Below are 23,419 nucleotides of genomic sequence, written 5' to 3'. Positions count from 1 at the left end.
CCTCCTTACTTTACAGTTTCAATTATACCGTTTCAAAAAACTCAAGCGGCTTACTGTCTTTGCTCAGCGTTACGAACGCTTTTTTCCACTCGCTCGTATAGCCGGAATGACGTCCGTAGCGTTTTGGTTTTGCAGGAACACGAAGCGTATTTACGTTACTTACTTTCACGTTAAAAATGGCTTCGATTGCTTTTTTAACTTCGACTTTGTTAGAACGAATGTCAACCTCGAAAACGTATTTCAAGTCATTCATCATACCAGCCGTACGTTCGGTGATAACCGGACGTTTGATAATATCACGAGGATCCTTCATTACGCGAGCACCTCCTCTACCTTCTGAACTGCTTCCTTCGTAATGATCAGTTTGTCGTGTCCGAGCACATCAAGAACATTAATGCCGTCTGCGGCTACAAACTTCACACCAGGAATATTACGAGCGGACAGTGCTACATTATCATCATAGCTAGGAGCTACAATCAATGCTTTACGATCAGCTTTAAGGTTATTCAAAATGGCTGCGAATTCTTTCGTTTTAGGTCCGTTCAGTGTAAGAGCGTCCAATACGATAATTTCATTCTCAATCACTTTGGATGACAACGCCGATTTGATCGCCAGACGACGAACTTTTTTAGGCAATTTGTAAGCATAGCTGCGTGGAGTCGGACCGAATACAGTACCGCCACCAACCCATTGCGGTGCACGGATCGAACCTTGACGAGCGCGGCCAGTACCTTTTTGTTTCCAAGGTTTACGTCCGCCACCGCGTACTTCAGAACGTCCTTTTACTTTGTGAGTACCTTGACGCAGGGAAGCCAATTGCATAACAACAGCGTCATGAAGAACGTGCTTATTCGGCTCGATACCGAACACTGCGTCGTTCAATTCAATTTCACCAACTTGGCTGCCGCTAATATTAAATAGTGCTACTTTTGGCATTTCGTGTTCCTCCTTTCTTCAGTTGTTTATTTTTTCACCGTTTCTAATACTTTAACGAAGCTATTTTTAGGTCCTGGAATGGAACCTTTCACGAGCAATACATTACGTTCTGTATCGATCTTAACAACTTCAAGACGTTGGATCGTTACCGTTTCATGCCCCATGTGTCCTGGAAGGTGTTTACCTTTAGGAACGCGGTTAGCTTGAATGGAACCCATAGAACCTGGACCTCTGTGGTAACGCGATCCGTGTGCCATTGGTCCGCGGCTTTGTCCCCAACGTTTGATAACGCCGGCAAAACCTTTACCTTTAGAAATACCTGTTACGTCAACGAACTCGCCTTCTGTGAAGACATCAGCCTTCAGTTCTTGGCCAACCTCGTACGCAGCAAGGTCGATGCCACGAAGTTCACGAACGTAGCGCTTAGGTGCAGTATTTGCTTTTTTCGCATGTCCTGCTTCAGGTTTGTTGGATCTTTTTTCTTTCTTATCAGAGAAACCGAGTTGAATAGCTTCGTATCCATCGTTTTCCAGATCTTTCTTTTGCAGAACAACACAAGGACCTGCTTCGATAACCGTAACAGCAAGTACGTTACCTTCAGGGGTAAACACTTGAGTCATTCCGAGTTTTTTTCCTAAGATACCTTTCATGTTGACACCTCATTTCTTTTCCTAATTACATATTACAATTTAATTTCGATATCTACACCGGACGGCAGGTCCAAGCGCATCAAGGCATCCACAGTTTGTGGAGTCGGGTTAACAATGTCGATCAAACGCTTGTGTGTGCGCATTTCGAACTGTTCCCGGGAATCCTTGTACTTGTGTACCGCACGGAGAATAGTAATGATTTGTTTTTCAGTTGGCAGCGGAATTGGCCCGGATACACCTGCGCCCGAACGTTTAGCTGTTTCAACAATTTTCTCAGCGGATTGATCAAGAATTCTATGATCGTAAGCTTTCAAACGAATACGAATTTTTTGCTTTGCCATTTTAGTCCCTCCTTCTATCGCCCAATTTGGTATCGGACATACTCCGTGAAAATTTTCCGACAGCCCTCCCATGGCAAAGGGGCCGGGTGTGTCAGTAACCTCTCACATCATCGCACAGTCACAAACAACATTAGTTATTATATCGAATAGTTCTGCCTATTGCAAGCAAAAACGAAAAAACAATGCATCTTATTTTCAAAAGATACAGTTGTGCTCGCAGCTCGCAATTTTTTTCAAGAGAAAAGCCCCCGCACCAGGGCAGGGGCTCGTTTAGCTTCGTTCCAATACAATGTTACTCGTTACAGTACACTGTTGCTCTATTTAAAGGCTAAAGCCTTCTTATTTGGAGATTGTTGCTACGGCACCAGCGCCAACTGTACGTCCACCTTCACGAATAGAGAACTTAGTTCCTTCTTCGATTGCGATCGGGTTGATCAGTTGAACAGTAACCGTGATGTTGTCACCAGGCATTACCATTTCAGAGCCTTCTGGCAAAGTAATGATACCAGTTACGTCAGTTGTACGGAAGTAGAACTGTGGACGGTAACCAGTGAAGAAAGGTTTGTGACGTCCGCCTTCTTCTTTAGTCAAAACGTAGATTTGAGCAGAAAATTCTGTATGTGGGTTAACAGAACCTGGTTTAGCCAATACTTGGCCACGCTCGATTTGTGCACGATCTACACCGCGAAGCAGTGCGCCGATGTTGTCACCAGCTTGAGCGGAATCAAGCAATTTACGGAACATTTCTACGCCTGTTACTACGGATTTACGGGATTCTTCTTGAATACCGATGATTTCGATTTCGTCGCCCACTTTAACTGTACCACGCTCTACACGGCCTGTAGCAACTGTACCACGACCAGTGATGGAGAATACGTCCTCGACAGGCATAAGGAAAGGCTTGTCAGTGTCGCGTTCTGGAGTTGGGATGTAAGTGTCGATTGTTTCGAACATTTCAACGATTTTCTTAGCCCAGTCGCCATCTGGGTTTTGCAGTGCTTCACGAGCGGAACCGCGAGTGATTGGAGTGTCGTCGCCTGGGAAGTCATACTCGCTCAGCAAGTCGCGAACTTCCATTTCAACCAATTCCAGCAACTCTTCGTCTTCAACCATGTCGCATTTGTTCAGGAATACAACGATGTAAGGAACACCAACTTGGCGGGACAACAGGATGTGCTCACGAGTTTGCGGCATTGGGCCGTCAGCTGCGGATACAACCAGGATCGCTCCGTCCATTTGTGCAGCGCCAGTGATCATGTTTTTAACATAGTCGGCGTGACCTGGGCAGTCAACGTGTGCATAGTGACGGTTAGGTGTTTCATATTCCACGTGTGCAGTGGAGATTGTGATACCGCGTTCGCGCTCTTCTGGAGCTTTATCGATTTGATCGAATGCTACAGCAGCACCACCGTAAGTTTTGGACAATACAGTTGTGATTGCAGCAGTCAAAGTAGTTTTACCATGATCGACGTGACCAATAGTACCGATATTAACGTGCGGTTTGTTACGTTCAAACTTAGCCTTTGCCATTTGAACAATTCCTCCTCAATAACTTGTTTTATTTTAGGCTGCCGGATGCCTTTTTGGTAAAACCTTAAGCATACCGGTCAGCTGATACATTGTATTACTCGCCGCCTTTGGTTTTGGCAACAATCTCTTCAGCAATGCTCTTCGGTACTTCTTCATAATGAGAGAGTTCCATGGAGAACACGCCGCGTCCTTGTGTACCGGAGCGAAGTGTAGTCGAGTATCCGAACATTTCGGACAAAGGCACCTTCGCACGAATGATTTGAGCTCCACTGCGGGAATCCATACCTTCAATCCGACCACGACGGGAGTTCAACATACCCATTACGTCACCCATATATTCCTCAGGAACCGTTACTTCAACTTTCATAATCGGCTCGAGCAATACTGGTTTACATTTGTCTTTCGCTGCTTTCAGCGCCATTGATCCGGCAATTTTAAATGCCATTTCATTGGAATCGACATCATGGTATGATCCGTCCACGATTGTAGCTTTAACGTCCACAAGCGGGAAGCCTGCGATAACGCCGTTTTTCATTTGTTCCTCAATACCAGCAAGAGCAGGAGCGATGTACTCTCTAGGAACAGAGCCGCCGACTACCTTACTTTCGAATTGACTACCAGTACCTGGCTCGAGCGGTTCGAACTCAACCCATACGTGACCATATTGACCACGACCACCGGACTGACGAACGAATTTACCTTCGACACGTGCTGGAGCACGGAACGTTTCACGGTAAGCAACCTGTGGTTTACCCACATTTGTTTCTACCTTGAACTCACGACGCATACGGTCAATGATGATGTCCAAGTGAAGCTCACCCATACCCGCCAAGATGGTTTGACCTGTTTCTTCGTTAGTATGAGCACGAAGAGTTGGATCCTCTTCAGTCAACTTACCGAGAGCTACAGACATTTTATCTTGGTCAGCTTTGGTTTTAGGCTCAACCGCGATTTCGATAACCGGATCAGGGAAGTTCATGGACTCGAGAATAACAGGACTCTTCTCATCACACAGTGTATCACCTGTACCTGTATCTTTCAAACCTACGGCAGCCGCAATATCACCAGAGTAAACTACAGTGATTTCTTGACGACTGTTCGCATGCATTTGAAGAATACGTCCGATACGTTCGCGTTTACCTTTTGTTGCATTCAATACGTAAGAACCGGATTGAAGAACACCGGAGTATACGCGGAAGAATGTCAACTTACCAACGTAAGGATCCGTCATGATTTTGAATGCCAATGCGGAGAATGGCTCTTCATCGGAAGAGTGACGTTCAACTTCCGTACCGTCTTCCAAATGTCCTTGAATGCTTGGCACATCAATAGGAGCCGGCAAATAGTCGAGAACAGCATCCAACATCAGCTGAACACCTTTATTGCGGTAAGAAGATCCACAGATAACTGGGAAGATTTTAACTTCTACAACACCTTTACGGAGAGCGGCTTTAATTTCGGCAACCGAAATTTCTTCGCCTTCCAGGTATTTCATTGTCAATTCTTCGTCCAGTTCAGCAACCTTCTCGATCAATTCATTACGAAGTTCTTCAACTTGATCTTTGAATTCCGCAGGAACTTCTACTTCTTCGATATCTTGACCAAGATCATCTTTGTACATATGAGCTTTTTGTTCAACGATATCGATAATACCAGTAAAATCATTTTCTGCGCCGATTGGCAATTGAATCGCAACTGCGTTCGCTTGAAGGCGATCACGCATGTCAGAGACAACATTCAGGAAGTCGGCACCAATGATATCCATTTTGTTTACATATGCGATCCGTGGAACGCCGTAGCGATCAGCCTGTCTCCATACGGTTTCGGACTGAGGCTCAACGCCTTCTTTCGCACTGAAAACACCAACTGCTCCGTCCAATACACGAAGGGAACGTTCAACTTCAACAGTGAAGTCAACGTGCCCCGGGGTGTCGATGATATTGACGCGGTGACCTTTCCAGGCAGCGGTCGTCGCAGCGGAAGTAATCGTGATTCCGCGCTCTTGTTCTTGTTCCATCCAGTCCATTGTCGCAGCGCCTTCGTGAACTTCACCGATTTTGTGCGTACGGCCTGTGTAGAACAAGATCCGCTCTGTTGTTGTGGTTTTACCCGCGTCAATATGAGCCATGATCCCGATATTACGTGTATTTTTCAAGGAGAACTCTCTTGCCATGAAATGGGTCTCCCTTCAAAATTGAAGTTATTTTTTTGAGCTGAATCCTACCAACGATAGTGAGCAAACGCTTTGTTCGCTTCAGCCATTTTGTGCGTGTCTTCACGTTTTTTCACGGAAGCGCCTGTGTTGTTGGAAGCATCAATAATTTCAGCCGCCAAACGCTCTTCCATGGTTTTCTCACCGCGGTTGCGGGAGTAGTTTACGAGCCAACGTAATCCCAGGGACGTACGTCTTTCTGGTTTTACCTCGATTGGTACTTGGTAGTTGGCACCGCCGACACGGCGTGCTTTAACTTCCAGGACTGGCATGATATTCTTGATAGCTGCTTCAAAAACTTCCATCGGGTCATTCCCCGTACGTTCTTGGATAAGCTTGAACGCATTGTACAGAATGCTTTGAGCAACGCCTCGTTTTCCGTCGAGCATGATGCGGTTGATCAAGCGGGTAACCAACTTGCTGTTGTATACCGGATCTGGCAACACGTCTCTTTTGGTAACTGGACCTTTGCGTGGCATGGATATCCCCCTTTCTTACATGTTAAACCGACATACGCGGTTTATATTCATTAGGATTTTTTAGCTTTAGGGCGTTTTGCGCCGTATTTGGAACGAGCTTGCATGCGGTTGTTTACGCCTGCAGTATCCAAAGCACCGCGAACGATGTGGTAACGCACACCCGGAAGGTCTTTTACACGACCGCCGCGAATCAGCACTACGCTGTGTTCTTGAAGGTTATGTCCAATACCTGGAATGTAAGCAGTCACCTCTACACGGTTCGTCAAGCGAACACGAGCATATTTACGAAGTGCGGAGTTTGGTTTTTTCGGAGTCATAGTACCTACACGAGTGCACACTCCGCGTTTTTGCGGGGCACTGATGTCGGTAGCTTCACGTTTCAAGGCATTAAAACCTTTTTGCAAAGCCGGTGATTTCGATTTCTCGATTTTGGCTTGACGTCCTTTACGAACCAGTTGGTTAATAGTTGGCATGTTGGTTGCCACCCCCTTCCTCAATTTTTGCTGTTACTTTACAAACCTTATCTAAGCCCACAGACCCAGGCGGTTCATAAAAGAACAAATGAAAAGTCTTTGCCGCCAAGAATAACAATTCCTTAGACAAAAACGTTCCTTACCCTATTGTTTTACGATAGCAGCCATTGCGGCTCCCACTTCAATCCCACATGCAGCTCCGAGATTTTTCATTGTGTCTACGAGAGTCACTTTGACTCCTTGCTTGTTGCACAAAGCAATGATGTTGGAAGTGAGACGCTGATCTGCGTCTTCTGCCACATATACTTCTGAGGCAAAGCCCAATTCTACCATACGAATGGTTTGTTTGGTACCGATTTTGACATGAGCATCTTGCAGTCCTTGTTCTTTAGACATATCTCATTCCTCCGAAAAGACCCAATAGCATATAGGCTGCTCACGCACCTTTGCTATATTAGCATTGACTATAAGTAATGTCAAGACAATTATAAACTATAATTCATTTAAACAGAATAGTACGATTCATTTTTGAAAAGCACCGGAGCACCGTCTGCTGTAGCTTTTATGCAAAGCTTATGTCTACGGTGTTCCGGCAATCATACTATTTTTATATTACTCGGCCGAAATTGGTTCGAGCTCCTCAGATGGAGACTGCCCCTCTTCCGGTTGGGCAAATTTCACGCTACGGTAACGGTTCATACCTGTTCCCGCAGGAATCAATTTACCAATAATTACGTTCTCTTTCAGTCCAAGCAACTGATCGACCTTGCCTTTAATAGCTGCATCAGTCAGGACACGAGTAGTTTCCTGGAAGGATGCTGCTGACAAGAAGGAGTCAGTTTCCAGAGATGCCTTGGTAATACCGAGCAGTACCGGCTTGGCTACCGCTGGTTCTTGGCCGCTGAGAATCGCTATCTTGTTTGCATTTTCATACTCATGGACATCAACAAAAGAGCCTGGAAGTAAGATCGTGTCGCCCGCATCAATGATACGGATTTTACGCAACATTTGACGAATCATAACTTCTACGTGCTTGTCGTTGATTTCTACGCCCTGGTTCCGGTATACGCGTTGAACTTCCTGAAGGATATAGTTCTGTACCCCGCGAATACCTTTAATACGTAGCATTTCTTTAGGATCAATCGAACCATCCGTCAGTTCGTCCCCAGCTTCAACAGTCATACCTTCGCTTACGCGCAGGCGGGAACCATACGTTACTGAGTATGTTTTCGTTTCAGCTTCACCCTGAATGTCAATCTCACGGCGGTCTTTACCTTCACGAACTTCTTTAACTGTACCGTCAATTTCACTAATAGTTGCCTGACCTTTAGGATTACGTGCTTCAAAAAGCTCCTGGATACGAGGCAAACCTTGTGTAATATCGTCACCCGCTACGCCGCCTGTGTGGAACGTACGCATAGTAAGCTGTGTTCCTGGCTCACCGATGGATTGTGCAGCAATGATACCAACTGCTTCACCAATCTCAACGTGTTTACCAGTAGCCAGATTGCGACCGTAACATTTCTTGCAGACGCCATGTTTAGCCCGACAACTTAATACAGAACGTATTTGAACTTTGTGTACGCCAGCTTTAACAATCGCTTCAGCTTTGTCGGAGTCAATCAATTCGTTACGTCTAGCCAAAATCTCGCCAGTCTCAGGATGACGTACCGTTTCAAAGCAATAGCGACCTTCCAGACGGTCATAGAGATCCTCAATTACTTCTTTACCGTCCTGGATACGACTTACCGTGAAGCCTTTATCCGTTCCGCAGTCTTCTTCCCGCACGATAACATCCTGCGCCACATCTACGAGACGACGAGTCAGGTAACCGGAGTCAGCCGTACGAAGGGCTGTATCCGCCAAACCTTTACGCGCTCCGTGAGTGGAGATGAAGTACTCGAGTACTGTCAGACCTTCACGGAAGTTTGATTTGATTGGGAGTTCGATAATACGTCCGGATGGATTGGCCATCAGACCACGCATACCTCCGAGCTGAGTAATCTGTGATTTGTTACCCCGCGCTTTGGAGTCCACCATCATCATGATGGAGTTGTAGCGATCCATGGACTTCATCAATACTTCGGTAATATCATCTTTCGCTTTAGACCAAATATCGATAATCCGGTCATAGCGTTCTTCATTCGTAATCAGACCACGACGGTACTGATTCGTTACAACTTGCGCTTTGTCTTCGGATCCCTTAAGAATCTCTTGTTTTTCCACCGGCACGATTACGTCCGATACAGCAACGGTTACCCCTGCACGAGTGGAATACGTAAAGCCAAGCTGCTTGATTTTATCCAGAATTACAGCTGTTTCTGTTGTATGGTAAGTCTCAAAACAACGGGCAATGATATTACCAAGGTAATCCTTGCCTACCCCACTAGCTTGCGGAGCGTTTTGAATGGCTTCTGTAAGATTTACACCCTTCTCGTAAACAAAGAACTCCTCCGCAGTACCATAAAGCAGGTTCGCACGGGTAGCATCATTGATGTACGGGAAGCTTGCCGGGAAAATTTCATTAAAGATAATTTTACCAACCGTTGTGATCAACATCGCTTCCTGTTGTTTTTCCGTAAAGCTCGTTTTATTCAAAGCTTTAACCGGAATAGCTACACGAGCATGAAGTCCAGCTGTACCACGTTGGTAAGCCGATATAGCTTCATTCATGTTGCGAAGGATCATATTGCTTCCTTCTTCTTCTTTGTTATCCATAGTCAGATAGAAAGAACCAAGAACCATATCCTGGGAAGGTGTAACAACTGGCTTGCCGTCTTTTGGATTCAAAATGTTGCCGGATGCTAGCATAAGCAAACGAGCTTCAGCTTGGGCTTCCGCAGACAACGGAACGTGAACAGCCATTTGGTCACCGTCAAAGTCGGCATTATATGCAGTACATACGAGCGGATGCAGACGAATCGCACGGCCTTCAACCAAAATCGGTTCGAACGCCTGGATACCGAGTCTATGCAGCGTAGGGGCACGGTTCAGAAGAACTGGATGCTCCTTGATTACTTCTTCCAGCACATCCCATACTTCTGCACTCACACGCTCTACTTTACGCTTCGCGCTCTTGATATTGTGCGCCAAACCTTTGTTCACCAGTTCCTTCATAACAAAAGGTTTGAACAGTTCCAGTGCCATTTCTTTTGGCAAACCGCATTGATACATTTTCAAGTACGGGCCTACAACGATAACGGAACGACCAGAGTAGTCAACACGTTTTCCGAGCAAGTTCTGACGGAAACGTCCTTGTTTACCTTTCAGCATGTGGCTGAGGGATTTCAAAGGACGGTTACCTGGACCTGTAACAGGACGACCACGACGGCCATTATCAATCAAGGCGTCAACAGCTTCCTGCAACATCCGTTTTTCATTTTGCACGATAATATCTGGCGCACCTAGATCTAACAACCGTTTCAGACGGTTATTACGGTTAATAACACGACGATACAAGTCGTTAAGGTCAGAGGTAGCGAAACGACCACCATCCAACTGTACCATCGGACGAAGCTCAGGAGGAATAACAGGAAGTACATCCATGATCATCCAATCCGGTTGGTTGCCGGAGTTACGGAATGCCTCAATAACTTCAAGGCGTTTGATCGCACGGTTACGACGTTGTCCTTGAGCTGTACGCAGCTCTTCTTTCAAGAATTCTAACTCTTTGTCTATATCCAAATCTTGAAGAAGCTTTTTAACCGCTTCAGCACCCATACCTGCCTGGAAGCCATAGCCGTATTTCTCACGGTAGCTACGGTATTCTTTCTCGGACAGGAGTTGCTTTTTCTCCAAAGGCGTATCTCCTGGATCGGTTACAACATAAGATGCGAAGTAAATGATCTCTTCCAGAGATCTTGGAGACATATCAAGAGCAAGACCCATACGACTTGGAATGCCTTTAAAGTACCAAATGTGCGATACAGGAGCAGCCAACTCAATATGGCCCATACGCTCACGGCGAACCTTAGCACGAGTAACTTCTACTCCACAACGGTCACAGACAACACCTTTATAGCGTACACGTTTGTACTTACCGCAATGACATTCCCAGTCTTTCGTAGGTCCGAAAATTTTCTCGCAAAATAGTCCTTCTTTTTCCGGTTTAAGCGTACGATAGTTAATCGTCTCCGGTTTTTTGACTTCTCCGCGGGACCAAGAACGAATCTTTTCGGGGGAAGCAAGCCCGATTTTCATATATTCGAAATTGTTAACGTCCAACAAGGAGCAACCCTCCTTAACCAAATCCTGAGTTTTTAGGTTTGATACCGCCCAGCAGCACCGGGCGGTATCAAGAAACCTGATCCATCCTAGAATGGATCAAGGTATATAACAAAGCTGATATGAGTCAGTCAGCAGTCAAACTACTCTACGCCAACCTCAGAGCCTTCCAGATTCAAACTCAGCTTATCGCCGGTTGTGTCATCCTCATCATCAAGCTCTCTCATTTCGATCTCTTGTTCGTCTTCAGACAGAATCTTCACGTCCATACCCAAGCTTTGCAGCTCTTTGATCAAGACCTTAAATGATTCTGGAACACCCGGTTCAGGTACATTTTCACCTTTGACAATGGATTCGTAAGTTTTAACACGTCCAACCACATCATCAGATTTCACAGTCAAAATTTCCTGAAGCGTGTACGCTGCACCGTAGGCTTCCAATGCCCATACTTCCATTTCCCCGAAGCGCTGTCCACCGAATTGAGCTTTACCACCCAATGGTTGTTGCGTAACGAGAGAGTAAGGACCTGTAGAACGAGCATGGATTTTATCATCGACCATGTGCGCCAGTTTGATCATGTGCATGACACCGACAGTAACTTCACGTTCAAAACGATCACCCGTACGTCCGTCATACAACACAGTCTTACCATTACGCTGCATGCCTGCCTCTTCCATTGTATCGAATACGTCATATTCCTTGGCACCATCGAATACTGGAGTTGCCACATGAATACCAAGACGCATTGCAGCCATACCCAGATGGACTTCAAGCACCTGTCCGATGTTCATCCGTGAAGGTACGCCCAGCGGGTTCAGAACGACCTGTACTGGTGTGCCATCCGGCAGGAACGGCATATCTTCTTCAGGCAGAATACGGGCAACGACACCCTTGTTACCGTGACGTCCAGCCATTTTATCGCCTTCGGAGATTTTACGTTTTTGAGCAATATATACACGAACCAACTGATTTACACCTGGTGGCAGTTCATCGCCATTTTCACGTGTAAATACCTTTACATCTACAACAATCCCGTCTGTTCCGTGAGGAACTCTCAAAGAAGTATCGCGAACCTCGCGTGCCTTCTCACCAAAGATTGCGTGTAAGAGACGTTCTTCAGCTGTCAATTCAGTCACACCTTTAGGTGTTACTTTACCAACGAGAATGTCACCTGCGCCAATTTCAGCACCAATACGTATGATACCACGCTCATCCAAGTTGCGAAGCGCTTCTTCACCGACATTTGGAATGTCGCGAGTGATTTCTTCAGGTCCAAGCTTCGTGTCACGAGCCTCGGATTCGTATTCCTCAATATGGATTGAGGTGTATACATCTTCCTTAACCAGTTTCTCACTCAGCAAGATCGCATCCTCGTAGTTGTAACCTTCCCAAGTCATGAAGGCAACGACAACGTTACGTCCCAACGCCAACTCACCCATCTCTGTAGATGGACCATCCGCAAGAATATCGCCAACTTTGACAATATCTCCTCTGTTCACAATCGGACGTTGGTTGATGCAAGTTCCTTGGTTAGATCGCATAAATTTGTGTAATTTATACTTAACAATGTCGCCCTTCACTTCAGCGCCATCTACAGTTTCGATACGACGCAACCAAATTTCGTTAGCCGAAGAACGTTCGATAACTCCGTTGTATTTGGATACAACGCAAACACCGGAATCTTTTGCAGACTTGTGCTCCATTCCTGTTCCGACCAATGGAGACTTCGGAATCAGAAGCGGGACAGCCTGACGCTGCATGTTGGAACCCATCAATGCGCGGTTAGAGTCATCATTCTCCAAGAACGGAATCAGTGCAGTCGCGACCGATACGACCTGTTTAGGCGATACGTCCATGTAATCGACACGGCTACTAGCCATCGGAATAATGTTATCAGACTGTTTGTTATAACGGACAATGACAACCTCATCCTTAAAGGTGTTTTCCTCCGTCAATTCCGCATTCGCCTGAGCTACGATGTAGTTATCTTCTTCATCAGCAGTCAGGTAATCAATCTGGTCTGTAACTTTTCCGGTTTTTGGATCTACCCAACGATAAGGAGCTTCGATAAACCCATACTCGTTAATGCGTGCAAAAGTGGACAAAGAGTTGATCAAACCAATGTTTGGTCCCTCTGGTGTCTCGATAGGACACATACGGCCGTAGTGACTCGGATGGACGTCACGCACTTCCATGCCCGCGCGTTCGCGCGTCAAACCGCCGGGTCCGAGTGCGGACAGACGACGTTTGTGCGTTAATTCAGCAAGCGGGTTCGTCTGATCCATAAACTGAGACAGCTGCGAGCTACCAAAGAACTCTTTAATCGAAGCAATTACTGGACGTATGTTAATCAGCGCTTGTGGCGTAATTACATTAGCATCCTGAATTGACATTCTTTCACGCACCACACGTTCCATACGGGACAAACCGATACGGAACTGGTTTTGGAGCAACTCACCTACAGAACGCAAACGACGGTTACCCAAATGGTCAATATCGTCCGTACTTCCGATTCCGTGAAGCAAGTTAATAAAATAACTGATGGAGGAAATAATATCGGCAGGCGTAATATTCTTAACCGATTTATCAATATTTCCGTTAGCAATCAGTTTTACTACTTTACCATCCTCAATTGGTGAGAATACATCGATTGTTTGAAGTGGAATATCATTGCTTTCTAGCACACCACTCGCAACATGATACGTACGATGTCCTACTGATTCCTCCAGTTGGGCCAAAATCTCGTCCAACAGGCGGCGATCTACCATTTGACCGGCTTCAGCGATGATTTCACCAGTTGTTGTATCAATCAAAGTCTCAGCAAGTCGTTGATTGAACAAACGGTTTTTGATGTGAAGCTTTTTATTGATTTTGTAACGGCCTACGTTGGCCAGATCATAACGTTTAGGGTCAAAGAAACGAGCAACTAGCAAGCTCTTTGCGTTATCCAGTGTAGGCGGCTCACCTGGACGAAGACGCTCATAAATTTCAATCAGCGCTTTCTCGGTGGAATCCGTGTTGTCTTTATCAAGTGTGTTGCGGATATATTCGTCATTGCCGAGCAAATCCAGAATCTCAGCATCAGTGCCAAAGCCCAGCGCACGCAGCAACACCGTAACCGGAATTTTGCGGGTACGGTCAATCCGGACATAGATAATATCCTTCGCATCCATCTCCAGTTCGAGCCAAGCCCCCCGGTTAGGAATTACCGTTGCGGTGTATGTTGTTTTCGCATTCTTGTCGACTTTTGTGCTGAAATAGACGCTGGGAGAGCGAACCAACTGGCTGACAATAACCCGTTCCGCACCGTTAATAATAAACGTACCCGTTTCAGTCATCAGCGGGAAGTCTCCCATGAATACTTCCTGCTCTTTCACTTCCCCGGTTTCTTTATTAATAAGCCGGACTTTTACCCGAAGCGGTGCTGCATACGTAACGTCGCGTTCCTTTGCGTCGTCAACGGTATATTTGGGTTCTCCGAGAGAATAGTCGATAAACTCCAGAATTAGATTTCCAGTGAAATCCTGAATTGGAGAAATATCCCGAAACATTTCCCGTAATCCTTCCTCCAAAAACCAATCATAGGATTTTTGTTGGATCTCAATCAGGTTCGGAACCTCGAGTACCTCATTAATACGTGCATAACTGCGCCGAGTGCGTCGACCATATTGAACAAGATGTCCTGCCAACTTAAACTCACCCCTCATGTCTACTCACTTTAAAAATACATTGCGAACCTCTGTTTGTGACCTTATAATAAGACACATACAGAAGATTCAATCTTACAAATACAGAAAAGCCCTTACTCGAATGCATTCGAAAAAAGAGCACCGTATCTGCAGAATCCTCTTACCGGAAGATCTTCATCACTTGTAGATTTGCCCAAAATGGTTGTATTATACGTAATAGAGATAAATACTATACCTACTACGCATAAATCTATTGACATTTCAACAAACTAAAGCCATGGAGGGCATCCTAATACTGACATTTTATAATAATATCACAGACCAGGATTCAAGTCAATGGTCCTATTGCATTTTCTTAAAAACTTTTTTCAGCCTTCAAAATTCGATAACCTTTATCCTTTGTAACTTCCTCTACATGACCGAAAAGGCTCTCTATCTTAGCACTCGCCGAAGGGGCCCCCTGCTTTTTCTGAATGACTACCCACAAAGCTCCACCTTCGTTTAAATGCTCATAAGCAAGCTCAAAAATGGTATGCACTGTTTCTTTTCCTGCACGTATAGGAGGATTCGTCAAGATCACGTCAAAGCGTTCTTCCTTCACTTCCGCAAACAAATCGCTTTGCTTAATGGTGACATTCTTAACCCCATTACGTTCCGCATTCTCTATCGCAAGTTGAACGGCTCGCTCATTAATATCAACCATTGTGACGTGTCCCTCTGGGACAAGCGCGGCTGCCGCCAGACCAATCGGGCCGTAACCGCATCCTACATCCAATACCGAGGCTTGTGCAGGAAGCTGCATCGCTTCAATCAGCACACGACTCCCGTAATCAATTCCCTGCTTCGAAAAAACGCCTGAATCGCTGGCAAAACGGTATGACCGCCCCCGCAGCACTGTTTCCAGGCTCCGTCGTTCATGCGCCGTCTCTGGCCGCTTGGAGTAATAATGATCAGCCATTCATGCCCACCTCTTTCGGTTGTACTACCATCATAGCCTTTACAATAACCTTTCAGACATGCTGGTACTACCGTTTTACAGCAACAAACCCCTTGAAGATCACCTCAAGGGGTTTGTTTTAGTCCATTGTCTGCTAGAAAGCAGTCAATTATTTTACTTCTACAGAAGCGCCTGCTTCTTCCAATTTTGCTTTAATGGATTCAGCTTCTTCTTTAGCGATTTTTTCTTTCAGTGGTTTTGGAGCGTTGTCAACCAGTTCTTTTGCTTCTTTCAGGCCAAGACCTGTGATTTCGCGAACTGCTTTGATAACGTTGATTTTGGAAGCGCCAGCGCTTGTCAAGATTACGTCGAACTCGGATTGCTCAGCTTCAGCTGCGCCACCTGCTGCGCCACCTACTACAGCTACTGGAGCTGCTGCAGTTACGCCGAATTCTTCTTCGATTGCTTTCACGAGATCGTTCAGTTCCAATACGGACATACCTTTAATTGCTTCCAAGATTTGCTCTTTACTCATGGTTGAACCTCCATTTAAATTCGTATTTTTTTGTTCTCAACTGCTATACAGCAGGTTTAATCCCTAACTTATGCGCTTTGTTCTTCTTTTTCTGCAACAGCTTTAACTGCAAGCGCGAAGTTGCGCACAGGAGCTTGAAGCACGCTGAGGAGCATGGAAAGGAGACCTTCGCGGGATGGCAGTTCTGCCAGTGCTTTGATTTCCTCAACACCGATAACGCGACCTTCTACAACTGCACCTTTCAGTTCCAGTGCATTGTTCTTCTTAGCGAAATCGTTCAAGATTTTAGCTGCAGACACTGCATCATCTTTGCCGAACGCGATTGCAGTAGGACCTGTCAATACTGCGTCCAGTTCAGTCAATTCTGCTGCCGCAGTTGCACGGCGGAGCAGTGTGTTTTTCAGCACTTGAAATTCGATTCCGGCTTCGCGAAGCTGCTTACGCAGCTCAGTTACTTGGGCAACATTCAGACCGCGATAGTCTGCAACCACAGTCGTTACGCTCTCGCGCAATTTTGCAGCTACAACTTCAACAGCTTCTTGTTTTGCTTGAATCACCTTTGCATTTGCCAAACTGTACACCTCCTGATCAATTTATCCGCTTTGTTCGAAGCACCCAATCTGGTGATCTTACAAAGCTTGCTTTCATAAGCATGAAAAAAGCCTCCGTAGAGTACGAAGGCTTGATAAATCTACATGGACGGGACAAGCCCGTCACATGAAACGTTCTATCATAACACCTCGGTAGGAAATTAAGCCCAAAGGCACCTACTGTCTACGGTAAGCATATTCAACTTTAATGGTCAGTCACAAGGACTCACAACTTTTACAGAATAACAAATTTGATTGAACATGTCAATCAAAACATTATCTATAAACAGATGCGTTCACACGTGCACTTGGTCCCATAGTCGAAGAAATAGCGATGTTTTTCAGGTATACACCTTTAGCAGCCGCTGGCTTCGCACGGTTCAAGGCTTCAACCAAGGCTTTAAGATTCTCGTTCAGCTGTTCAGCACTGAAGGAAGCTTTGCCGATTGGCGCGTGAATTTGACCGGCTTTGTCGAGACGGTATTCGATTTTACCGGCTTTAATTTCTTGAACAGCCTTGGCAACGTCGAAAGTAACTGTGCCTGCTTTAGGGTTAGGCATCAAACCTTTACCACCGAGCAAACGACCCAGTTTACCAACCTCACTCATCATATCAGGTGTCGCAACGCAGACGTCGAATTCGAACCAGCCTTGTTGGATTTTGTTGATCATATCTTGATCGCCAACAAAATCAGCGCCAGCCGCTTCCGCTTCTTTCACTTTGTCACCTTTTGCAAATACCAGAACGCGTTGTGTTTTACCCGTACCATGCGGCAGGACAACAACACCACGAACAGCCTGGTCTTGTTTACGGGAATCTACGCCCAGACGAACTGCTGCTTCAACGGTTTCGTCGAATTTAGCAGTCGCAGCCTTTTTCACCAGTTCAACGGCTTCTAAAGGCTCGTAAGTTGCTTCGCTGTCAATCAGCTTAGCAGCTTCCAGGTACTTCTTACCATGTTTAGCCATAATGTTTTCCTCCTTATGTGGTATTAGCGGATATTCCTCCCACACTTGCCGGACAGTCAAACTGCCGGCACACGTAGATTAATAAAATTAATCTACGATGGTGATACCCATGCTGCGAGCAGTACCTTCAACCATACGCATTGCCGATTCTACGGAAGCTGCGTTAAGGTCAGGCATTTTTTGCTCTGCAATTTGACGAACAGCAGCGCGATTTACAGTTGCAACTTTCGTTTTATTCGGTTCACCGGAACCTTTTTCGATTTTAGCAGCAACTTTCAACAGAACAGCAGCCGGTGGAGTTTTGGTGATGAACGTAAAAGAACGATCCTCAAATACCGAAATTTCAACCGGAATAATCAGGCCTGCTTGATCAGCAGTACGAGCATTGAACTCTTTACAGAATGCCATGATGTTGACACCTGCTTGACCCAAAGCTGGACCTACTGGAGGCGCTGGATTAGCTTTCCCTGCAGGAATCTGCAGTTTTACCATTTTAATTACCTTTTTTGCCATGGATGACACCTCCTTGACTCAATAGTGGTAGACGGACCTATCGATCCTCCCACAAGAAACCTGTAAGAAAAATCTATATTTTCTCCACTTGAGTATAATCCAACTCAAGCGGGGTTTCCCGCCCAAACATGTTGACGTGAACCTTAAGCTTGCTCTTCTCAACCAAAATTTCTTCCACGGAGCCCACAAAATTCGCAAAAGGACCAACTTTAATTCGCACGGATTCCTTAACATCGAATTCAATCTTCGGTTTCGGCTCTACCATGCCCATATGCTTCAGAATCTGTTCAACTTCTTCTGGAAGCAATGGCGTCGGTTTGGAACCCGAGCCTGTCGACCCTACAAATCCCGTAACACCTGGTGTATTGCGTACAACATACCAAGAGTCGTCGGTTTGGACCATTTCGACTAAGACATAACCAGGGTAGACTTTACGCATAACGGTTTTTTTCTTACCGTCCTTGGTTACCAGTTCTTCTTCCATAGGAACAAGAACACGGAATATCTTGTCTTCCATGCCCATGGACTCAACGCGTTTTTCCAAATTGGCTTTGACTTTGTTCTCATACCCTGAATAGGTATGAACGACGTACCATCTTTTTTCCATATCAAGCCACCTGGAACCCTTCCTAGATAATCGCTTCGATCACAGCGGAAATGCCGATATCGAGAACCCAAAAATAAATCGTGACGAACGCAATTGTCCCTATGACAATCAACGTATAGTTGGTCAGTTCTTTACGATTGGGCCAGCGAACCTTCTTGAGTTCAGCCCAGCTTTCAGAGAAAAAGGAAAACAGAGACTTGAAACTGCGTTTCACGCCGACTACACCTCCAAAAACTATCTGGTTTCCCGATGAGAAGTCTGTTCGTTACAGGACTTACAGAATTTCTTCATCTCCATGCGGTCGGGGTGATTACGCTTGTTTTTCGTCGTTGTGTAATTTCTTTGTTTGCATGTTGTACAAGCCAAAGTAATAATTACCCGCATGATGTGCACCTCCCGAAGACATCCAACACCGGAAGTCTCATAATTGATCCTAAAAAAAACCGCGAATTTAGGCCTACCTAAAACACTTTATCACACGGGGTTTTCCATGTCAACGAATGTTTGCATACAATTCGCAGTCCCGGCTGTGGTGCATTTTAACATCTGTGCATCCTTTAAAACTGTTCTCTGAAAAGCTGCTTCAAAAATCAAGGCGATATCTATTACTCATCTTTTTTAGTATAAATCATTTGTAACACTTATAAACCTGCATAGCCTACCTATAACGAATAAAAAAAGACTCGGACTCGAGCCTTTTCCCTGTCAGCCTCTACTTTCAACTATCTCTTACTTCCAGATACTTTTCAAGTTTACGCTTGACCCGTTGCAGCGCGTTATCAATGGATTTCACATGGCGGTCAAGATCCTCTGCAATCTCCTGATACGAACGTCCGTCCAGATACAACATAAGTACCTTGCGTTCCAGCTCGCTCAGAATCTCGGACATCTTGTCCTCAAGGCCCACAAACTCTTCCTGATTGATTATCAGCTCTTCAGGGTCACTTACTTGTGTTCCGCAAATCACATCGAGCAACGTGCGGTCTGACTCTTCATCATAGATGGGTTTGTCCAAAGATACGTAAGAGTTCAGAGGAATGTGCTTTTGTCGTGTAGCCGTCTTAATTGCCGTAATAATCTGTCGTGTAATGCACAACTCGGCGAAAGCCTTGAACGAAGCAAGCTTGTCTCCCTTAAAATCACGAATGGATTTGTAGAGACCAATCATGCCCTCCTGAATAATATCCTCGCGATCAGCACCAATCAAGAAGTAGGATCTGGCCTTGGCCCGCACAAAGTTCCGGTATTTGTTAATCAGAAACTCCAGCGCTTCCCCATCACCTTCATGGACTGCTCCGACAATGTCTTCATCATTTTTGTAATCAAACTTTGACAACATGATATCCTTGAGGTCCACACTCACTAACAATCCCTCCGGCTGCAACGCAAGGTACCCGTTACTCTCTCAAATATACGACAAGTATACGCGATGTAACCTGATACCGTCAACCACAACAACCTAAAAAAGAAGAGCGCTAACAAAATTGTCAATGGTTTCAAAATGGAGGAGCGCCCAATTATTGGTTTATTCTCTTCTCCATCGTTCAAACAACTTTCGAAGCTCCGGACTCAGTTTGGCATCTAGCGAGTTACGGGACAATTTGGCACTATCCTGCTGGATTCGCTTCTGCACTTCCCTTTCGGATTCCTCAATCTCGATCAGTAATTCCCGCGCCGACACCCTGAGTGCACCTTGTCCAAATGCGACATGTTGCTCTACCTGATCGCTTGTCGCTACGTAAATACTTCTTCTTTTACTGCTCAGCTCCCGAACCAATCGCTCGATGCACTCATCAGCAGTTTCTTTTTCTCTGGTAAAATAAATCTGGACTTTGCTCTGAGCAAAAGTTTTACCTAATCCTGGCACCCTGTAAGCATCAAATACGACGATGACTCTTCTGCCGGAATACGCCTGATGATCCGCCAGTCGTTCAAGAAGTCTGTCCCTCGCCTCCTGCATACCAGATTGTACCAGTGCGGAAAGTTCGGGCCAGGCTCCAATCATGTTGTAACCGTCCACAAGCAGAACATCCCGCGTGTCAGCCATATCGTTAGCCCCGTGCCTGTCGTCCGCGCAATACTTCGTACATGACAACACCCGCAGCTACAGAAGCATTAAGGGAATTAATTTGCCCCGCCATTGGCAGCTTGACGAGTACATCGCATTTTTCACGGATCAAACGGCCCATTCCTTTATTTTCGTTACCAATGACAATGGCTACTGGTCCCGTGAATACTCCATTCCCAAAGACAGGGTCTGTCGCTGTAACATCCGTGCCAACTACCCATACACCTTCTTCTTTAAGACGATCAATGGTTTGTCCCAGATTGTTTACACGCGCCACCGGGACGTACTCCACAGCACCTGCCGATGTTTTGGACACTGTTACAGTTACAGCTGCAGAGCGCCTTTTCGGCACAATAACACCATGTGCTCCAGTACAGTCCGCTGTACGAAGGATGGAGCCCAAATTATGAGGATCTTCAATCTCATCCAGCAAAATTAAAAACGGCTCTTCTCCCTTATCACGAGCAGTGGCGAGCAATTCTTCCACTTCAACATAGGCAAAAGGCGCAGCTTGCGCGACCACTCCCTGATGCTGAATGCCCGGAACCATTTGATCCAGCTTACGCTTGTCCACCTGCAAGACAATAATTCCTGCTTTTTTGGCCTCCGCTGTAATCGGCAGCGTCAAATGTTTTTGTGCATTATCCGCAATCCATATTTTATTTATCGTTCTGCCTGAACGCAATGCCTCCGTTACCGAATGCTTACCGGCAATCCATTCTTCTTCCATCTCTAGCTTCCTCCCGGGAAACGGCCGATACTTGTTCCATCCAGTCCGTTCCCATTTATGATTTTTCTGTATTTTCCATCTGTGCAATTCCGTACGTAATCAACTCTCTTAATCTGTCCAAATGTCCATCACAATAAAGAGATCCAATCAACCCTTCCAGTGCAGTGGCGTGCCGATACTCAAGCACATCAGCATTTTTGGGCAAACTTCCTGATTTAGCATTTCTTCCTTGTCGGACAATATCGCGTTCTTCTTCCGTCAGTATCTTTTCCAATAGCCCCAACATGCGACTCTGCGCCTTGGCGGAGACTAGCCCTGTGGCTCGGCGGTGCAGATGATTTGGACGCAGGTTGGGCTGTGCCAACAAATATTGCCGGACAGCTACCTCATACACTGCATCACCAATATAAGCTAGTGCAATGGGAGGCATCAAACGAGCTGGCTTGGACGCAGGGTACGGGAACCAGTTCCCCGTACCTGCCAATGCTCCTGAGTTCAGTGGCTTATCACTCATTTTCGCCGCCACCGCATACCCTGCGCCGTATCTTCAAGCACAATGCCTTTTGCAGCCAACAGATCGCGAATTTCGTCAGCTCTACCCCAGTTTTTGGTCTTACGAGCTTCGACACGTTCTGCAATTAACTGCTCAATTTCGTCATCCAGCAACTCTTCACTCGGTTCCGAATAAATGCGAAGAACGTTATTCATCGATTGAAAGGTATGCAATACAGCTTGTAGTTCCGCCTGATGTACGACATCTCGCTGCAACAAATGGTTTGCTTCGCTAACCCAATCAAATACAGCAGTAATCGCATCAGGTGTATTGAAATCATCATTCATTTTTTCGCCAAACTGCTGCAAAATTCCGTCGAGCTTCGTTTGCAGTTCCGTCGATACTCCCCCATTACCTTCCAGCGCATTAGCTAAACGATGCTTCACATTGGCAACTGCATTGGCGATCCGCTCGACACTGTTCTCCGCCTGACTCATAGTCTCTTGGTTGTAGTTCAACGGATTCCGATAATGCGTCGACAACATAAAATAACGTAAAGCCTCCGGCTTGTGATGAGCGCGCAAATCTTTAACCAAAATACCATTACCGAGTGATTTCGACATTTTTTCATTATCTATGCGAATATAGCCGTTATGCATCCAGTAGCGAGATAATGGCTTACCCGTGATCACTTCGGATTGTGCGCATTCACATTCATGATGCGGAAATTGCAGATCCTGTCCGCCTCCATGAATATCCAGTGTATCCCCCAAATAATGGCGAGCCATAGCAGAGCATTCGATATGCCAGCCTGGTCGTCCATCTCCCCAAGGGCTCGACCAATAAATTTCGCCCGGTTTCGCTGCCTTCCAGAGTACAAAGTCCTCAGCATTTTCCTTGCGCTCATCCACATTGATGCGAATACCGAACTGAAGTTCTTCCAGATTTTGACCTGACAGTTGTCCGTAATCTTTGAACTTTTTGGTTCGATAGAACACATCGCCATCATTCTCATAGGCATAGTCCTTGTCTACCAATTCCTTAATAAAATCAATAATCAGGTCCATGCTCTCTGTTACACGAGGGTTCATACTGGCAGCAGGAACATTCAATCCTGCCAGATCTTCATGGTAGGCAGCAATAAATTTCTCAGCAACTGCCGAAACCTCCATATCAAGTTCCCGAGCTTTGCGGATTAATTTATCATCGACATCCGTAAAATTCACCACATAGTTTACATCATAGCCCAAGTACTCCAGGTAGCTGCGCACCACGTCAAATACAATTACAGGTCGTGCATTGCCAATATGAATGTAATCATACACGGTAGGTCCGCATACATACATTTTAACCTTTCCAGGCTCTAGTGGCACAAAAGGCTCCCGACTCCTCGTCATTGTATTATAAATTTGAAGCGGCATTGTTATGTTCCTCCCTCATGAA

The 23,419-nt window shown here is 45.7% G+C and carries 24 protein-coding genes and 1 other annotated feature; all 24 genes read right to left on the bottom strand.

Going from position 1 to position 23,419, the window contains the following annotated elements; translation table 11 throughout:
* Window positions 1-22 precede the first annotated feature (22 nt).
* The 24 genes from rplW to cysS all read right to left on the bottom strand — a co-directional run bounded on the left by rplW (window position 23) and on the right by cysS (window position 23,397).
* Complete coding sequence (gene rplW / locus NLX78_RS25650) at window positions 23-313, bottom strand: 50S ribosomal protein L23 (protein WP_013312159.1); 291 nt, start codon at window positions 311-313, stop codon at window positions 23-25.
* A complete protein-coding gene (gene rplD / locus NLX78_RS25645; protein WP_013312160.1) occupies window positions 313-936 on the bottom strand; it encodes a 50S ribosomal protein L4 in 624 nt (207 codons plus the stop codon). The genes rplW and rplD overlap by 1 nt, the downstream gene beginning before the upstream one ends.
* 26 nt (window positions 937-962) lie before the next feature.
* The gene (gene rplC, locus NLX78_RS25640; protein WP_013312161.1) at window positions 963-1,586 is read right to left on the bottom strand and encodes a 50S ribosomal protein L3; all 624 of its coding nucleotides are present in this window, start codon (window positions 1,584-1,586) and stop codon (window positions 963-965) included.
* Window positions 1,587-1,618: 32 nt separating this feature from the next.
* Complete coding sequence (rpsJ, locus tag NLX78_RS25635) at window positions 1,619-1,927, bottom strand: 30S ribosomal protein S10 (protein ID WP_005544556.1); 309 nt, start codon at window positions 1,925-1,927, stop codon at window positions 1,619-1,621.
* A 339-nt stretch (window positions 1,928-2,266) separates the two neighbouring features.
* On the bottom strand, window positions 2,267-3,457 hold the full coding sequence (gene tuf, locus NLX78_RS25630) for an elongation factor Tu (protein WP_023990558.1): 1,191 nt from the start codon (window positions 3,455-3,457) through the stop codon (window positions 2,267-2,269).
* A 94-nt stretch (window positions 3,458-3,551) separates the two neighbouring features.
* Window positions 3,552-5,630 (bottom strand): elongation factor G, encoded by a 2,079-nt coding sequence (gene fusA, locus NLX78_RS25625; RefSeq protein WP_029514491.1) that lies wholly within the window; start codon window positions 5,628-5,630, stop codon window positions 3,552-3,554.
* A gap of 47 nt (window positions 5,631-5,677) precedes the next feature.
* A complete protein-coding gene (gene rpsG, locus NLX78_RS25620; protein WP_007432586.1) occupies window positions 5,678-6,148 on the bottom strand; it encodes a 30S ribosomal protein S7 in 471 nt (156 codons plus the stop codon).
* Between the two features lie 50 nt (window positions 6,149-6,198).
* Window positions 6,199-6,621 (bottom strand): 30S ribosomal protein S12, encoded by a 423-nt coding sequence (gene rpsL, locus NLX78_RS25615; protein ID WP_007432587.1) that lies wholly within the window; start codon window positions 6,619-6,621, stop codon window positions 6,199-6,201.
* Between the two features lie 144 nt (window positions 6,622-6,765).
* The gene (locus NLX78_RS25610) at window positions 6,766-7,017 is read right to left on the bottom strand and encodes a ribosomal L7Ae/L30e/S12e/Gadd45 family protein (RefSeq protein WP_007432588.1); all 252 of its coding nucleotides are present in this window, start codon (window positions 7,015-7,017) and stop codon (window positions 6,766-6,768) included.
* A 216-nt stretch (window positions 7,018-7,233) separates the two neighbouring features.
* Complete coding sequence (gene rpoC, locus NLX78_RS25605) at window positions 7,234-10,848, bottom strand: DNA-directed RNA polymerase subunit beta' (protein ID WP_029514492.1); 3,615 nt, start codon at window positions 10,846-10,848, stop codon at window positions 7,234-7,236.
* Window positions 10,849-10,988: 140 nt separating this feature from the next.
* On the bottom strand, window positions 10,989-14,534 hold the full coding sequence (gene rpoB, locus NLX78_RS25600; protein WP_061831396.1) for a DNA-directed RNA polymerase subunit beta: 3,546 nt from the start codon (window positions 14,532-14,534) through the stop codon (window positions 10,989-10,991).
* 355 nt (window positions 14,535-14,889) lie between these two features.
* Window positions 14,890-15,492, bottom strand: a complete 603-nt coding sequence (locus tag NLX78_RS25595) for a class I SAM-dependent methyltransferase (protein ID WP_254351863.1) — start codon at window positions 15,490-15,492, stop codon at window positions 14,890-14,892.
* A 148-nt stretch (window positions 15,493-15,640) separates the two neighbouring features.
* Window positions 15,641-16,006, bottom strand: coding sequence for a 50S ribosomal protein L7/L12 (gene rplL / locus NLX78_RS25590; RefSeq protein ID WP_254351862.1), 366 nt, complete (start codon window positions 16,004-16,006; stop codon window positions 15,641-15,643).
* Window positions 16,007-16,074: 68 nt separating this feature from the next.
* The gene (gene rplJ / locus NLX78_RS25585) at window positions 16,075-16,578 is read right to left on the bottom strand and encodes a 50S ribosomal protein L10 (protein ID WP_013312168.1); all 504 of its coding nucleotides are present in this window, start codon (window positions 16,576-16,578) and stop codon (window positions 16,075-16,077) included.
* 74 nt (window positions 16,579-16,652) lie between these two features.
* Window positions 16,653-16,804 (bottom strand) — a sequence feature (ribosomal protein L10 leader region).
* 68 nt (window positions 16,805-16,872) lie between these two features.
* Window positions 16,873-17,565, bottom strand: a complete 693-nt coding sequence (gene rplA, locus NLX78_RS25580) for a 50S ribosomal protein L1 (RefSeq protein ID WP_013312169.1) — start codon at window positions 17,563-17,565, stop codon at window positions 16,873-16,875.
* A gap of 87 nt (window positions 17,566-17,652) precedes the next feature.
* Complete coding sequence (gene rplK, locus NLX78_RS25575; RefSeq protein ID WP_007432595.1) at window positions 17,653-18,078, bottom strand: 50S ribosomal protein L11; 426 nt, start codon at window positions 18,076-18,078, stop codon at window positions 17,653-17,655.
* A 73-nt stretch (window positions 18,079-18,151) separates the two neighbouring features.
* A complete protein-coding gene (nusG, locus tag NLX78_RS25570) occupies window positions 18,152-18,685 on the bottom strand; it encodes a transcription termination/antitermination protein NusG (protein WP_007432596.1) in 534 nt (177 codons plus the stop codon).
* A gap of 22 nt (window positions 18,686-18,707) precedes the next feature.
* Entirely contained in the window at window positions 18,708-18,899 is a 192-nt protein-coding gene (secE, locus tag NLX78_RS25565; RefSeq protein ID WP_013312170.1) for a preprotein translocase subunit SecE, read from the bottom strand.
* Window positions 18,900-18,919: 20 nt separating this feature from the next.
* The gene (gene rpmG, locus NLX78_RS25560; RefSeq protein WP_023990562.1) at window positions 18,920-19,069 is read right to left on the bottom strand and encodes a 50S ribosomal protein L33; all 150 of its coding nucleotides are present in this window, start codon (window positions 19,067-19,069) and stop codon (window positions 18,920-18,922) included.
* Window positions 19,070-19,403: 334 nt separating this feature from the next.
* Window positions 19,404-20,048 (bottom strand): RNA polymerase sporulation sigma factor SigH, encoded by a 645-nt coding sequence (gene sigH, locus NLX78_RS25555; RefSeq protein WP_016324748.1) that lies wholly within the window; start codon window positions 20,046-20,048, stop codon window positions 19,404-19,406.
* 162 nt (window positions 20,049-20,210) lie between these two features.
* A complete protein-coding gene (locus tag NLX78_RS25550; protein ID WP_007432599.1) occupies window positions 20,211-20,732 on the bottom strand; it encodes an NYN domain-containing protein in 522 nt (173 codons plus the stop codon).
* 4 nt (window positions 20,733-20,736) lie between these two features.
* The gene (gene rlmB / locus NLX78_RS25545; RefSeq protein WP_013312173.1) at window positions 20,737-21,483 is read right to left on the bottom strand and encodes a 23S rRNA (guanosine(2251)-2'-O)-methyltransferase RlmB; all 747 of its coding nucleotides are present in this window, start codon (window positions 21,481-21,483) and stop codon (window positions 20,737-20,739) included.
* Window positions 21,484-21,538: 55 nt separating this feature from the next.
* On the bottom strand, window positions 21,539-21,997 hold the full coding sequence (locus tag NLX78_RS25540) for a Mini-ribonuclease 3 (RefSeq protein WP_250260331.1): 459 nt from the start codon (window positions 21,995-21,997) through the stop codon (window positions 21,539-21,541).
* Window positions 21,994-23,397, bottom strand: coding sequence for a cysteine--tRNA ligase (cysS, locus tag NLX78_RS25535; RefSeq protein ID WP_069290483.1), 1,404 nt, complete (start codon window positions 23,395-23,397; stop codon window positions 21,994-21,996). The genes NLX78_RS25540 and cysS overlap by 4 nt, the downstream gene beginning before the upstream one ends.
* Window positions 23,398-23,419: the final 22 nt, after the last annotated feature.

Origin of the sequence: Paenibacillus sp. Lou8.1, from assembly GCF_024213565.1 — a bacterium.
Lineage (GTDB): Bacteria > Bacillota > Bacilli > Paenibacillales > Paenibacillaceae > Paenibacillus > Paenibacillus polymyxa_B.
Note: the sequence above shows the minus strand (reverse complement) of the source record. Positions and strands in the feature narration are given on the sequence as shown.